This window comes from Pseudomonas sp. NFACC37-1 (assembly GCF_900101575.1).
Classification (GTDB): domain Bacteria; phylum Pseudomonadota; class Gammaproteobacteria; order Pseudomonadales; family Pseudomonadaceae; genus Aquipseudomonas; species Aquipseudomonas fluorescens_AA.
Genome location: NZ_FMUZ01000004.1, coordinates 36,969 through 51,225, shown reverse-complemented (window position 1 = coordinate 51,225; position 14,257 = coordinate 36,969). Strand labels below are relative to the sequence as shown.

Genomic DNA, 14,257 nt, shown 5'->3' with positions numbered 1-14,257 from the left:
CAGCCAATCCATGCCCCACCTAGACAAAAAACCCCGCGCTTCTCTCGAAGGCGGGGCTTTTTTTGCAACGTCTGAAGCTTAAGGCGCGTACGTCAGCAGCAGCTCACTCGGTACTTTGAAGTCCAGGGACATCATGACGCTCAGGGCGGTGATGGTGAAGATCGAGAACACGAACAGCTTGCGTGCCCAGACCGTGTCATCCACCGCCTTGTAGCCGGTCCAGGCCATGTACAGCCAGTACATGCCCATGGCGGCGGCGACGGCGAGGTAGCTCATGCCGGCGTAGCCGCTGAAGGTCAGCATCAAGGTCGCCACCAGGAAGGCCAGGATGTAGAGCAGGATGTGCTTCTTGGCTACCAGGATGCCGCGCTTGACCGGCAGCACCGGAATCGACGCTGCCAGATAGTCGTTGAAGCGGAAGATCGCAATGGCGTAGGAGTGCGGCATCTGCCACAGGCTGAACATCACCAGCAGCGTCAGCGCCGCCATGTCGAAGCTGTTGCTCACCGCCACGTAGCCGATCACCGGCGGCATCGCTCCCGACAGGCTGCCCACCAGCGTGCCGTGGACCGACTTGCGCTTGAGGTACAGGCTGTAGAGGCCGACGTAGATGACAAAACCGATCACCGCGAACAACGCCGCCAACGGATTGGCCACCCAGTACAGCAGCGCCACCCCGGCCACGCCCAGCACCGTGGCGAATGCCAGGGCCAGTTGCACCGGAATCAGGCCCTGGACCAGCGCCCGATTCTTGGTGCGTTCCATCTTGATGTCGATGTCGCGGTCGATGCAGTTGTTGAACACGCAACCGGACGCCACCACCAGGGAAGTGCCGATCATCGCCGCCAGGAAGATGGCCAGATCGACATGCCCTTTCGAGGCCAGGAAAAACCCGCCTGCCACAGAAAGCACGTTACCGAAAATGATCCCCGGCTTGGTGATTTGGATAAAGTGCTTCAGGGACATCCGGACTTTCCTCAGTGCGCCATCATGTTGGTGTGGATGCTGAACATGATCCACAACGACAGGCCAACCAGCAGGACAATCACGATCGCGGCAAAGACAAACGCGACCACGTTGTTACGTTGGGCGGCGGAGCGGTCCAGGTGCAGGAAGTACACCAGGTGCACCAAGACCTGGACCACGGCGAAGATCAGGATGATCCACAGGGTCAGGCTCTTGGGCAGCGACGGGTACATCACCAGGCCGAACGGGATGACGGTCAGGATCACCGACAGGATGAAACCGATGGCGTAGGACTTGACGCTGCCGTGGCCGGCGTCATGGCCATCATGGGAATGTGCGTTAGCCATTTACAGGGTCCCCATCAGATAAACAACGGTGAATACGCAGATCCACACCACGTCCAGGAAGTGCCAGAACAGGCTCAGGCAGCTCAGGCGCGTCTTGTTGGTGGCGGTCAGGCCGTTTTTCTGGACCTGATACATCATGATCGCCATCCAGATCAGGCCGCTGGTCACGTGCAGGCCGTGGGTGCCGACCAGGGTGAAGAACCCGGACAGGAAGCCACTGCGGTTAGGACCGTAGCCCTCGGAGATCAACATGTGGAACTCGTTGATCTCCATGCCGATGAAGCCGGCACCGAACAGGAAGGTAATGGCCAGCCAACCCAGTACCTGGGTTTTCTTGCCTTTGAACAACGCCAGCATGGCGAAGCCGTAGGTGATCGAACTGAACAGCAGCAGCGCGGTTTCGCCCAGTACATAAGGCAGTTCGAAGATGTCGTGGCCCGACGGGCCACCGGCGACGTTGTTAACCAGCACCGCGTAGGCCGCGAAGATCGACGCAAACAGAATGCAGTCGGTCATCAGGTAGAGCCAGAAACCGAATACGGTCATCTCGCCCGAGTCGTGGTGATGGTCATCGTGCCCATGGTCATGACCATGGGCGTGTCCAACAGTGGTCACTAAGTTCGACATGGTTTAAGCCTGTTCCAACGAGGTTTCAACACGGGTGGCGGAGGCGGGGACTTTCCCGGCCGCTACCAGGCGCTTGTGCTGCTCGGCTTCGATGCGCTCGATGACATCCACCGGCACCATGTAGCCCTGATCGTCACGGGCGGCATGGATCACGAAATACACCACGGTGCCGACCAGGCTGGCGATGGCCAGCCACCAGATGTGCCAGATCATCGCGAAGCCGAACACGGTCAGCAGCGCCCCCATGACCACACCGGTGGCGGTGTTGTTGGGCATGTGGATCGGCTCGTACTTGGCCGGGACCGGATACGCGGTACCGTTTTCCTTGGCTTCGGTGAACGGGTCGATCACGTCCGCTTTCGGCAGCACGGCAAAGTTGTAGAACGGCGGTGGCGAAGAGGTCGACCATTCCAGGGTATGGGCATTCCACGGGTCGCCGTGTTCGCACATGTTCTCTGGCTTGTTGCGGTCGCGCACGCTGACATACAACTGGATCAACTGGCAGGCGATGCCGACAGCGATCATCACCGCACCGAACATGGCGACGTACAGGTACGGCACCCACTCAGGGTTGGTGGTGGTGTTCAAGCGACGGGTCATGCCCATGAAGCCCAGTACATAGAGCGGCATGAACGCGACGAAGAAGCCGGTGATCCAGAACCAGAACGCTGCCTTGCCCCAGCCTTCGTGCAGCTTGAAGCCGAACGCTTTCGGGAAGTAGAAGGCAAAGCCGGCGATGTAGCCGAACACTGCGCCACCAATGATCACGTTGTGGAAGTGCGCGATCACGAACAGGCTGTTGTGCAACACGAAGTCAGCACCCGGGATGGCCAGCAGTACGCCGGTCATGCCGCCGATGGCGAAGGTCACCATGAAGCCCAGGGTCCACATCACATGGCTGGTGAAGCGCAGACGGCCCTGGTAGATGGTGAACAACCAGTTGAACAGCTTCACCCCCGTCGGGATCGAAATCAGCATGGTCGCCAGGCCGAAGAAGGCGTTGACGCTGGCACCCGAACCCATGGTGAAGAAGTGGTGCAGCCAGACCATGAAGCCCAGTACCGAGATCGCGCCGGAAGCGTAGATCATCGAGTGGTGGCCGAACAGTTTCTTGCCGGAGAAGGTCGAGATGACTTCGGAGAAAATCCCGAACGCCGGCAGGATCAGGATGTACACCTCAGGGTGACCCCAAGCCCAGAACAGGTTGACGTACATCATCGGATTTCCACCCAGCTCATTGGTGAAAATGTGGAAATCCATGTAGCGGTCAAGCGTCAGCAAAGCCAGGGTAGCGGTCAGGATCGGGAAGGAAGCGACGATCAGGACGTTGGCCCAGGTGCAGGTCCAGGTGAAGATCGGCATGTCCATCAGCTTCATGCCAGGGGTACGCATTTTCACCACGGTGGCGAGGAAGTTGACCCCCGTCAGCGTCGTACCCAATCCGGAAAGCTGTAGCGCCCAGATGTAGTAATCCATCCCCACGCCCGGACTGTATTGCAAGCCCGACAGCGGCGGATAGGCCACCCAGCCAGTCTTGGCGAATTCGCCAACGCCCAGGGACAGGTTGATCAGCACCACGCCGGACACCAGCAGCCAGAAGCTCAAGGAGTTCAGGAACGGGAAGGCAACGTCACGGGCGCCGATCTGCAGCGGCACCGCAAGGTTCATCAGGCCGGTGAAGAATGGCATCGCCATGAAGATGATCATGATCACACCGTGGGCGGTGAAGATCTGGTCATAGTGTTCAGGCGGCAGGTAGCCAGGCGAACCCTCGGTGGCCATGGCCAGCTGGGTACGCATCATGATGGCGTCGGCAAAACCGCGCAGCAGCATGACCATGGCGACGATGATGTACATCACGCCGATTTTCTTGTGGTCGACCGAGGTCAGCCACTCGGTCCACAGGTAGGTCCACTTCTTGAAATAAGTGATGCCTGCAAACAATGCCAGACCACCGAGCGCGATGATGGCGAGGGTCACCATGACAATCGGCTCGTGGAACGGGATCGCTTCCCAACTTAATTTACCAAACATCGTTTACTCCTCTGCCCCGGCAGCTGAATGCGAGCTCATGTCCATCCCTTCCATGTTGTGAGCCACTTCCTTCTCGTTCTTCTCGTGGTGCATCGGCTTGCCTGGATTCATCCCTTCATATTTGTCGATGATGGTCTGGAACAGGTTCGGCGTAACCGACGAGTAGAGTTCGACTGGGTTGTTCTGGCTCGGTTTGGAAAGGGCTTCGTATTCAGCTTTTTCAAGCTGTTTAGGTGCCTTCTTCACATCGTTGACCCAGGCATCGAAATCTTCTTGGGTCGTGGCGATTGCTTTGAACTTCATGCCGGTGAAACCCGCGCCGCTGTAGTTGGCGGAGATACCGTCGAGTTCGGCGTTCTGGTTGGCGATCAGGTGCAGCTTGGTCTGCATGCCCGCCATCGCGTAGATCTGGCCGCCCAGGCCCGGGATGAAGAACGAGTTCATCACAGTGTCGGAGGTGACCTTGAAGTTGATCGGCGTGTGGGCCGGGAACACGATCTTGTTGACGGTGGCGATGCCTTGTTCCGGATAGATGAACAGCCATTTCCAGTCCATCGAAACCACTTCGATGGTGATCGGCTTGACGTCCGAATCCAGCGGACGGTAAGGGTCCAGGGCGTGGGTCGACTTGTAGGTGATGTAACCCAGGGCAATGATGATCAGCACTGGAATCGTCCACACCGCCACTTCGATCTTGGTCGAATGGGACCATTTCGGCGTGTACGTGGCCTTGGTGTTGGTTGCGCGGTACTTCCAGGCGAACAGGAAGGTCATGACGATGACCGGCACGACGACCAGCAACATCAGCAGTGTGGCGGTGATGATCAGGTTTCGTTCATCCAGGCCGACCTGGCCCTTGGGATCGAGCAAGGTCATGTTGCAGCCTCCCAGCAGCAACGTGCCGAGCAGCGGCAACAAGCCTAGTAATCGGGGGTACCTGTTTTTACTCATCTCACGACCTCTAAAGCAGCTTGCGCAATGCAGTTGGGTTTTGATCGCCAACACTTCACCCTGCCAAGGGTTGGCATTTCTTGGATTGAATAAGGGCTGCCCATCGAACGTCAGCGGCTGTTCGACACATCCCGGGCCAGCAGTGAGTTCTTATTCGTTGGTCAAAAGGCCTAGTTCAAGCCCAATTCCATTTGGTGCGGGTAGTTGGAGGCACCGACACCTGGGGTCGCATGGGGCGCTGGCGCCCTTCGACCACTCTCATGCTCAAGTCTGAGCCGGGTCGGAAAATCGGTGCGGGCGATTGTAGTGAGGTGACGCGCTGTAGACCATGTCTCATCCCGAAATAATTTTTAACCGATTCGGCAACAATCTCTTGCTGATATTGCAACGGGCCAGCATGGTATCGAAATTCATTCTCAACAAGAACCCCAAAAAACGTAGGTCTACTACGCCCGATTTAGACAGCTCGAGAGGCTCTTCAAGAGGTTTTTTGCCCGGCAAATGCCCAGTTTTCGGGGCCTCCACCGCCTGACGCGTCGCTGTTAAAAATGCCTGCCGCAGGCGATACGCCAGTTGCGAAATCAGACATTTTTTTGTTACAGGAAAGCGTGCGTTATCTCTCTCGCAAAGGCTGAGCGCCGCAAGATATGTGACAACGTGTCGCACATTGCCGAAGGTCATTCTTGCCTCGGATCAAGGACGCTCCGTCTTGAGCGTGAAACGTAAAACGCCCCGGCTCTCCAGGAGAGAACCGGGGCGTTTCATCGAGGCGTTTCAGCGAAGCGGTTTGCGGTTACGCGATACCAGCAACGGCACCAGAACCACCGTCAACACGAAGGCCACCAGCGCCCATTGCGCCAGGGACAGACCCAGGATCGGTGGGTAAGGCGTGGAGCAAAAGCCATCGACCTGGAAACCCAGCGGGAAGATCTTCGCCAGCGGCAGGTCATCGACAATCGGTTGCAATACGTCGATGCCGCAACTGACCGCGGGGAAGAACTGGGTGTACACGTGATGCCCTGCCACACCGGCACCGGCCAAGGCACAGAGCACTACCAGACCTTCGAAGATCGTCAGGCTGCGGCGGGTGCGCATGGCGGCGCCGATGAAGGCGAAGATCGCGATCAGCAACAGCGCATAGCGTTGCAAGATACACAGCGGGCACGGTGCCTCGCCGAGGGCCACCTGCATGTACAGCGCACCGCCGATCAGCGCCAGGCAGATCAGCCCCAGCAGCACCAGATAGTGTCGCTCACGGCCTAGCCGCATCATTTCCTCACTCATTGCGTTTCCCTTTGTCTGCATGGATCGACGCGCAGCCTCGCGACACCCGGCGCGCAATCGGATGTATCGAAGTCTACACGCTGACCATGACAGTGAACGAGCAGCGAGCGTCGACATTGGAGGGAATAGACCGCAAGAAAGTTAAGCGGGGATTAATTCTGGCAGTTGGACAGGGATGGACCTGCCGCCGCTATCGCGAGCAAGCTCGCTCCCACAAGGAGTTTGCCCTGGCCTTATGGTCAGCCACCTTGTGGGAGCGGGCTTGCTCGCGAAAGCGATGGGTCAGCTTGCATCAATGTTGGATGTGCCGCCGTCTTCGCGAGCAAGCCCGCTCCCACAAGGGATCTGTGGCGGGCGTGGAGACCTTACTCCAGCGCCGCCGCCGGACCGAAGAATTCGTAGCGGCTCTGCCGGTCCGGCACGCCCAGGGCCTTGAGGTGGCGCTTGACGGCGCCCATGAAACCCTTCGGCCCAAGGAAATAGGCGTCCAGGTCACGCTGCTCCGGCAGCCATTGCGCCAATTGCTCCTGGCTCAGCAGCCCCACCTTATCCGCCGCCGGGCTCAAGCCGTCGTCTTCGTCGTAGCAGTAGAAGCGCTTGAGTTGCGGATGCCGCGTGGCCAAGTCGTCGATCCAGTCGCGGAAGGCATGGGCGCGGCCGTTACGTGCACAGTGGATGAAATGCACCGGCCGCTCGGTTTGCAGTGCCGCCTGCAACATGGCCAGGGTCGGCGTGATGCCGACGCCGCCGCTGATCAGCACCAGCGGCTTGTCGCTGGCGGTCAGGTAGAAATCCCCGGACGGCGGGAACAACTGGATACGGCTGCCGACGTCGAAATGATGATGCAGGTGGTTCGACACCCGCCCGCCCGGCTCGCGCTTGACGCTGATCCGATACTGACCATTGTCCGCCAGGGCCGACAGCGAATAGTTACGGCGCACTTCCTCGCCATCGAGGATGAGCTTCATGCCGATGTACTGGCCCGGCTCGGCCACCAGGATCGGGCCTTTGTCCGCCGGCTCGAAGTAGAACGAGGTGATCTCCGAGCTTTCCTGGACCTTGGCCGCCAGGATGAACTCACGCTCGCCACGCCAGCCGCCCGGCGCCTCGGCCTTCTTGTCGTACATGCCGGTTTCGGCACCGATCAGGATATCGGCCAACTGGTTGTAGGCGGCGCCCCACGCCGCAATCACCTCGGGCGTGGCGATCTCCGCGCCCAACACCTCGGCAATGGCTCGCAGCAGGCACGCGCCGACAATCGGGTAGTGTTCCGGCAGGATCTGCAAGGCAACGTGCTTGTTGACGATTTTCGCCACCAGGTCGCCCAACTGGTCGAGCTGGTCAATGTGCCGCGCATACATCAACACGCCGTTGGCCAGCGCACGGGGTTGATCGCCACTGGCTTGGTGAGCCTGGTTGAACAGCGGGCGCACTTGCGGGTATTCGGACAGCATCATGCGATAGAAGTGAGTGATCAGCGCTTCACCCCCGCTTTCAAGCAATGGCACGGTGGAGCGAATGATGGCGCGTTCTTCTTGGCTGAGCATAAGGTGACTCCATGCAAGGACTTGAATAACAACTACGGCTCTACTATCAGTTTCCGTGCCACAATTTATTTTCTTATTTTTCAATTAGTTAAATAAAAAGTAGTCATAAAGACACAGAACGATTTAGAGTCTTTTGGACTACATGGAGTCCTTATGACTGCAACCTCTCTGCTCACAGCCTTGCTGCCCCTGGTGGCGGACCTGTCCCGCGAACTGCCTGAAGGCGAGCGCTATCGCCGCTTGCTGGGCGCCCTGCGTGCGCTGCTGCCCTGTGACGCAGCCGCGCTGCTACGCCTGGACGGGGACTGCCTCGTGCCCCTGGCGGTGGACGGTTTGAGTACCGATACACTGGGCCGACGCTTCCGGGTCAGCGAACACCCACGCTTCGAAGCGCTGCTGGCAAACCCGCAGCCCACCCGTTTCGCCGCCGACAGCGGCCTGCCCGACCCGTACGACGGGCTGGTCGAGGGGCTGGCCGAGCACTTGGAGGTCCACGACTGCATGGGGTGTCCGCTGTTCGTCGACGAGCGCCCCTGGGGCCTGCTCACCCTGGATTCCCTGGACCCGGAACGCTTCGAACCCATCGACCTGAGCGCCCTGCAAGCCTTCGCCAGCCTCGCCGCCGCCACGGTCAGCGCCGCCGAACGCATCGAGCGCCTGGCCTTGAAGGCCGAGGATGAGCACCGTCGCGCCGAGGTCTATCGCCAGGCCAGCGGCCAGCAACATCGCGACATGGTCGGCCAGAGCAAGGCCCACAAGCGCCTGGTGGAAGAGATCGCGCTGGTGGGCGGCAGCGACCTGACCGTATTGATCACGGGCGAGACCGGTGTGGGCAAGGAACTGGTCGCCCAGGCCATCCATGCCGCGTCGAAACGCGCCGGGCAGCCGCTCATCAGCCTCAACTGCGCCGCCCTGCCGGATACGCTGGTGGAAAGTGAACTCTTCGGCCACGTACGAGGCGCCTTCACCGGGGCGACGAACGACCGGCGCGGCAAATTCGAACTGGCCGACGGCGGCACCTTGTTCCTCGATGAGGTGGGTGAGTTGTCCCTGACGGTCCAGGCCAAGTTGCTGCGGGTGTTGCAAAGCGGCCAACTGCAGCGCCTGGGTTCGGACAAGGAGCACCGGGTCGATGTGCGCCTGATCGCGGCCACCAATCGCGACCTCGCCGAAGAAGTGCGCAACGGCCGTTATCGGGCCGACTTCTACCATCGCTTGAGTGTGTACCCATTGCAGGTACCGGCGCTGCGTGAGCGCGGACGGGACGTGCTGCTGCTCAGCGGCTTTTTCCTGGAACAGAATCGTTCACGCATGGGCCTGGGCAGCCTGCGCCTGACCAACGACGCCCAGGCCGCACTGGTGGCCTACGACTGGCCGGGCAACGTACGCGAACTGGAACACCTGATTGGCCGCAGTGCCCTGAAGGCCTTGGGCCGCTGCCCGACGCGCCCGAAGATCCTCAGCCTCAGCGCCCAGGACCTGGGTTTGCCCCAAGCCCCTGTGGATAACCCTGCCCCATCATCCACCGGCCCGACACCGGCACAGGTGGGCGTGACGGGAGACATGCGCGAAGCGGTGGACGAATTCCAACGCAATTTGATTGCCGCCTGCCTGGAGCGGCACCAGCACAACTGGGCCAGCGCCGCCCGGGAGCTGGGGCTGGATCGGGCGAACCTGGGGCGGATGGCCAGGCGGTTGGGGCTAAAGTAGTGTCCTTGAGCAGCCACTGAGGCCCTCTGTGGCGAGGGGATTTATCCCCGCTGGGCTGCGCAGCAGCCCAAAAATCTACCAACCCGGAGTATCAGACTGAATGCGTTCAGCCTTGTTTGGGGTTGCTGCGCAACCCATCGGGGATAAATCCCCTCGCCACAGGTAAATCCCTCGCCACAAGATGAGCGTCCGCAGGCCGCTGACTTGAAATTGGCTGTCGACCGCTTTCGTCCTAAAGCCTGCCCCCGACAAGTCGATAACCCAATATCAAAAGCTGTTTTGGCGATCTTCAGGCTCGCCCCACCTTTTTCCACAGAAGGTTTTTATGTCTTCCAACAAAGCCCGCGCAGATTCACTTTCGCTTCTGCTGTTTACCTTGCGCAGCGGCAAGCTGATGGCGATCAACCTGCTCAAGGTCAGTGAAATCATTCCCTGCCCACCGTTGACCAAACTGCCGGAGTCCCATCCGCACGTCAAAGGCATCGCCACCCTGCGCGGGACGTCGTTGTCGGTGATCGACCTGAGCCGCGCCATTGGCGAGCGGCCGCTGGAAGATCCGGACGGCGGTTGCCTGATCGTCACCGACGTGAGCCGTTCCAAACAGGGCCTGCATGTGCAGGCGGTGAGCAAGATCGTGCATTGCCTGACCACCGACATCAAACCACCGCCCTACGGTTCCGGCGGCGTGCGGGCGTTCATCACCGGCGTGACCTCGGTGGACGGTACGCTGGTGCAGGTGCTGGACATCGAAAAGGTCATCCACGGCATCGCCCCGGCGCAGATCGAAACCGCGCCGACCGAACTGAGCATGGAAGACGCCGAAGTACTGGGCAACGCCCGGATCCTGGTGGTCGATGACAGCCAGGTCGCGCTGCAGCAATCGGTGTACACCCTGCGCAACCTGGGCCTGCAATGCCACACCGCCCGCAGCGCCAAGGAAGCCATCGACTGTCTGTTGGAGCTGCAGGGCACTGCGCAGGAGATCAACCTGATCGTTTCCGATATTGAAATGTCGGAAATGGACGGCTACGCCCTCACCCGGACCCTGCGCGAAACGCCGGATTTCGCGCACCTCTACGTGTTGCTGCACACGTCGCTCGACAGCGCCATGAACAGTGAAAAGGCGCGCCTGGCCGGCGCAAACGGGGTGCTCACCAAGTTCTCGTCACCGGAGTTGACCAAGTGCCTGATCACCGCGGCCAAGGCCGTCGCCGAACAAGGGCGCTGACACCCACCCGCGGCAATGCAGGCCGAACGCCGGGAGGCTGCGATCGTCGCGGCCTCTGAACACTGCTCCAACCTCAGGCATACTCCTGCCCTGGTTCCCCTGAACAAGGACATTGTTGATGAAAACCCCTGCGCTGATATTCCTCGGCCTCACTGCCGCCATGGCCTTTGAGGCTCAGGCTTCCAGCCCCGACGCCTGGGCCGCCTACGACAAAAAAGTGCTCGCCAGTTGCCTGAAGGCCAGCGGCCTTAAAGACCCCGAACCCGTCGGCACCGCCGCGCAATTCGACGACCGGGTGGGCTACACCGCTGTGTTGCTGCAAGGCCAATACCCTCAGAAACACATGAAGGGCGCAACCGGCACCGAGTTGTGCCTCTACCGCAAGAAAACCGGGACCGCCTTCGTCACCGAATGGGACTCGATCCGCCCGACCGACGCCCCTCGATGAATGGCGCATAACTTGCTTCGCAGGGCTTATCGCGGCGTTTTTCCGGCGCCGCTTTCAGCCTATTGCCTTTGGTCGATCAATGAACACCACGTTTTCCTGTGTAGGGTGCGGTAAATGCTGTACCGGCCATCACGTTCCCCTGACCCTCGACGAAGCCAGGATGTGGGCCAATGACGGCGGCCAGGTGATTGTCCTGGTCGAGGCCTTCCTGCCCAATGGCCTCGGCCTTCCGGTGGCGCAACGTGAACATGCCGAACGACGCTCGGCGGTGGTCCGTAGCGGCACGAGCGACGCGCGGGTAGCGATCACGTTCGCCGCTTATAACGTGGGTCGTTGCCATAATCTGGACGACGAAAACCTGTGCCGCATCTATGAGCGCAGACCCTTGGTGTGTCGTATTTATCCCATGGAAATCAATCCACACATCCCGCTCGATCCCGCCGCCAAGGATTGCCCACCGGAGTCGTGGGAAACGGGGCCGCAGTTGATACTGGGCGGTGAATTGGTGGACCAGGAACTGGCCCGCTTGATCGAGCGTTCACGCCAGGCCGATCGTGAGGAAATCGCGATCAAGGAACGCATCTGCATGTCTCTGGGCATCCACACGACGGCGTTGAAGGGCGACGGATTCACGGCCTACCTGCCGAACATGGCTGCGTTTGCCGCCGCTATCGATCAAGCCCGCTCGCAGCCGTTGGACCTGGCGGCTGGCGAATGGCAGTTCCACCTGTCCGGCGAGGACGTGGCCAACCAGGTTTCGGCCAGCGGCGCGCGGGTGGTCACTGAAGCACCGGTCACCTACGCCTTCATTTCCCTGCGGGCCGCCTGAGTTTGTAAAGATCCCCTGTGGGAGCGAGCTTGCTCGCGATAGCGGTCTGTCAATCAATTGCGAGTGACTGGGCTGGCGCCATCGCGAGCAAGCTCGCTCCCACAGAAGACTGGTGTCGGTGCGATTACACCCTGCCCTCTCGCCTAACCCGCGCCAGGAATGTTAGCGTGCTTGGTATTCCTTGCAGATGAGCCTTGCACGATGAAAAAAACCGTACTTGCCTTCAGCCGTATCACGCCCCCCATGATCGAACGCCTGCGCCAGGACTTCGACGTGATCGTCCCCAACCCGTCGAACGGCGACATCAACGCGCAGTTCAACGAAGCCTTGCCTCACGTCCACGGGCTGATCGGTGTCGGTCGCAAGCTCGGCCGCGAGCAACTGCAGAGCGCCGCGAACCTGCAAGTGGTTTCCAGCGTGTCGGTGGGCTACGACAACTATGACCTGGCCTACTTCAATGAACGCGGGATCATGCTCACCAACACCCCCGACGTGCTCACCGAAAGCACCGCCGACCTGGCCTTCGCCCTGCTGATGAGCAGCGCCCGGCGCGTGGCCGAACTGGACGCCTGGACCAAAGCCGGGCAATGGCAAGCGACGGTCGGCCCGCAGTTGTTCGGCAGCGACGTGCATGGCAAGACCCTGGGCATCGTCGGCATGGGCAACATCGGCGCAGCCATTGCCCGGCGTGGCCGGCTGGGGTTCAACATGCCGATTATCTACAGCGGCAACAGTCGCAAGACCGAGCTGGAAAACCAGCTGGGCGCACAATTTCGCGAACTGGACCAATTGCTGGCCGAAGCCGATTTCGTTTGCCTCGTGGTGCCGTTGAGCGAGAAAACCCGCCATCTGATCGGCCAGCGTGAACTGGGCCTGATGAAACCGAGTGCCATCCTGGTCAACATTTCCCGTGGCCCTGTGGTAGACGAACCAGCGCTGATCGAAGCATTGCAGAACAACCGCATCCGCGGTGCCGGGCTGGATGTCTACGAGAAAGAACCATTGGCCGAATCGCCGCTGTTCCAGCTGAAAAACGCCGTGACCCTGCCCCACATTGGCTCGGCGACTCACGAAACCCGTGAGGCCATGGCCAATCTGGCTGTGGATAACTTGCGCAGTGCCTTGTTGGGCGAGCGACCGCAGAACCTGGTCAACCCGCAAGTCTGGAAATAAATCCTCCGCAAAAGCCCCCGGGGGAACACACCGTGGCGAGGGAGCTTGCTGTGGCGAGGGGATTTATCCCCTCGCCACAGCAAGCTCCCTCGCCACGGTATTCTCGCCAGGCGTTCTGTCTCAGCGTGCACCCAGCGCGACATTCGTCGCCACCGGCCGTGGCTTACGAAACACCAGCACGTTCCCCAGCATCACCAGCACCAACCCCACCAATGCCGGCACTGTCCACTGGTAGCCCTCGACAAACGCCGAGACATTCAACGCCACCACCGGGAACAGCACGGTGCAATAGGCCGCCCGCTCCGGCCCCATGCGCCCGACCAGTGTCAGGTAGGCGGTAAAGCCGATCACCGACCCCGGAATCACCAGGTACAACAACGAGCCGATGTAGCGCGTGTTCCATTCCATGTCGAACGGAATGCCTTTGAACCCACACCACACCGCCAGCATCGCTGCGCCATAGGCCATGCCCCAGGCATTGGTGGTCAATGGCTTGAGGCCGGCTTTCTGTTGCAGGCTCGACAGCATGTTGCCCGCCGAGAAACACAACGTCCCCAGCAGCGCCAGTGCCAATCCGAGCATCGTTTGCGGGCTTGCGCTGTGGCCGGCCAGTTCCGGCCAGAACAGCAAGGCCAGCCCCGAAAGCCCCAGCGCGCCCCCCAACAGCACGTTACGGGCAATCCGCTGACCGAAGAAAACCCGGGCATTGAGGGCGTTCCAGAGGGTGGCGGTGGAAAACACCACGGCGACCAAGCCACTGGGGATCCATTGACTGGCAGTCAGGAAGCACATGAAGTTGATGCAGAACAGGCACAGGCCCTGGGCAACGCAAATCAAATGGCCGCGCCGATTCATCACCTGCAAGCGTCGGCTGAGCAGGAGCATGGCAAACAGGATCAGCGCCGCGAGACCGAAGCGATAGACAATCGACACCGGGATGGCGACCACGCCCAACTGCAGTTTCAGGGCGATCCAGGTCGTGCCCCAGATGAGCACGGTAAGCAGGTACAACGAGAGGTTCATGGTGACGGCTCCTGACAATGACCTTCAGTGTCACGCCACCGCCGCTGCGGCACTTGCATAAACTTGCGGTTTTGTCGGCTGGCGGGCTGG

Annotated in this window: 14 protein-coding genes; 5 read left to right on the top strand and 9 right to left on the bottom strand. The window is 60.5% G+C overall.

Translation table 11 applies throughout. The features are described from left to right. Nucleotides 1-78: 78 nt before the first annotated feature. The 8 genes from cyoE to hmpA all read right to left on the bottom strand — a co-directional run bounded on the left by cyoE (nucleotide 79) and on the right by hmpA (nucleotide 7,756). On the bottom strand, nucleotides 79-966 hold the full coding sequence (gene cyoE / locus BLP82_RS06480; protein WP_063324463.1) for a heme o synthase: 888 nt from the start codon (nucleotides 964-966) through the stop codon (nucleotides 79-81). A gap of 11 nt (nucleotides 967-977) precedes the next feature. Further along, nucleotides 978-1,313 carry a cytochrome o ubiquinol oxidase subunit IV gene (gene cyoD / locus BLP82_RS06475; RefSeq protein ID WP_014340102.1) on the bottom strand — a complete coding sequence of 112 codons (336 nt, stop codon included), beginning with the start codon at nucleotides 1,311-1,313 and terminating at the stop codon, nucleotides 978-980. Continuing rightward, nucleotides 1,314-1,940: a cytochrome o ubiquinol oxidase subunit III gene (locus tag BLP82_RS06470; RefSeq protein WP_092166163.1), complete on the bottom strand. Its 627-nt coding sequence runs from the start codon at nucleotides 1,938-1,940 to the stop codon at nucleotides 1,314-1,316. 3 nt (nucleotides 1,941-1,943) lie between these two features. Beyond that, nucleotides 1,944-3,974, bottom strand: a complete 2,031-nt coding sequence (gene cyoB / locus BLP82_RS06465; protein ID WP_092166162.1) for a cytochrome o ubiquinol oxidase subunit I — start codon at nucleotides 3,972-3,974, stop codon at nucleotides 1,944-1,946. A gap of 3 nt (nucleotides 3,975-3,977) precedes the next feature. Further along, nucleotides 3,978-4,925: a ubiquinol oxidase subunit II gene (gene cyoA, locus BLP82_RS06460; protein ID WP_060740731.1), complete on the bottom strand. Its 948-nt coding sequence runs from the start codon at nucleotides 4,923-4,925 to the stop codon at nucleotides 3,978-3,980. 333 nt (nucleotides 4,926-5,258) lie between these two features. Continuing rightward, nucleotides 5,259-5,606 (bottom strand): hypothetical protein, encoded by a 348-nt coding sequence (locus BLP82_RS30240; protein ID WP_139197817.1) that lies wholly within the window; start codon nucleotides 5,604-5,606, stop codon nucleotides 5,259-5,261. A gap of 93 nt (nucleotides 5,607-5,699) precedes the next feature. Beyond that, a complete protein-coding gene (locus tag BLP82_RS06450; protein ID WP_092166161.1) occupies nucleotides 5,700-6,209 on the bottom strand; it encodes a disulfide bond formation protein B in 510 nt (169 codons plus the stop codon). A 365-nt stretch (nucleotides 6,210-6,574) separates the two neighbouring features. Continuing rightward, nucleotides 6,575-7,756, bottom strand: a complete 1,182-nt coding sequence (gene hmpA / locus BLP82_RS06445; RefSeq protein WP_092166160.1) for an NO-inducible flavohemoprotein — start codon at nucleotides 7,754-7,756, stop codon at nucleotides 6,575-6,577. A 153-nt stretch (nucleotides 7,757-7,909) separates the two neighbouring features. Here hmpA and norR point away from each other — a divergent pair, with 153 nt between their 5' ends. The 5 genes from norR (at nucleotide 7,910) to BLP82_RS06420 (ending at nucleotide 13,144) form a co-directional block, all read left to right on the top strand. Further along, on the top strand, nucleotides 7,910-9,466 hold the full coding sequence (gene norR / locus BLP82_RS06440) for a nitric oxide reductase transcriptional regulator NorR (protein WP_092166159.1): 1,557 nt from the start codon (nucleotides 7,910-7,912) through the stop codon (nucleotides 9,464-9,466). Between the two features lie 325 nt (nucleotides 9,467-9,791). Continuing rightward, entirely contained in the window at nucleotides 9,792-10,694 is a 903-nt protein-coding gene (locus BLP82_RS06435; RefSeq protein WP_092166158.1) for a chemotaxis protein CheV, read from the top strand. 118 nt (nucleotides 10,695-10,812) lie between these two features. Beyond that, the gene (locus BLP82_RS06430; protein ID WP_092166157.1) at nucleotides 10,813-11,142 is read left to right on the top strand and encodes a hypothetical protein; all 330 of its coding nucleotides are present in this window, start codon (nucleotides 10,813-10,815) and stop codon (nucleotides 11,140-11,142) included. 79 nt (nucleotides 11,143-11,221) lie between these two features. Next, nucleotides 11,222-11,971 (top strand): YkgJ family cysteine cluster protein, encoded by a 750-nt coding sequence (locus tag BLP82_RS06425; RefSeq protein ID WP_092166155.1) that lies wholly within the window; start codon nucleotides 11,222-11,224, stop codon nucleotides 11,969-11,971. A gap of 201 nt (nucleotides 11,972-12,172) precedes the next feature. After that, a complete protein-coding gene (locus BLP82_RS06420; protein ID WP_092166153.1) occupies nucleotides 12,173-13,144 on the top strand; it encodes a 2-hydroxyacid dehydrogenase in 972 nt (323 codons plus the stop codon). A 120-nt stretch (nucleotides 13,145-13,264) separates the two neighbouring features. Here BLP82_RS06420 and BLP82_RS06415 read toward each other — a convergent pair whose 3' ends face one another. Next, nucleotides 13,265-14,167, bottom strand: coding sequence for a DMT family transporter (locus BLP82_RS06415; protein ID WP_092166151.1), 903 nt, complete (start codon nucleotides 14,165-14,167; stop codon nucleotides 13,265-13,267). Between the last annotated feature and the right edge of the window lie 90 nt (nucleotides 14,168-14,257).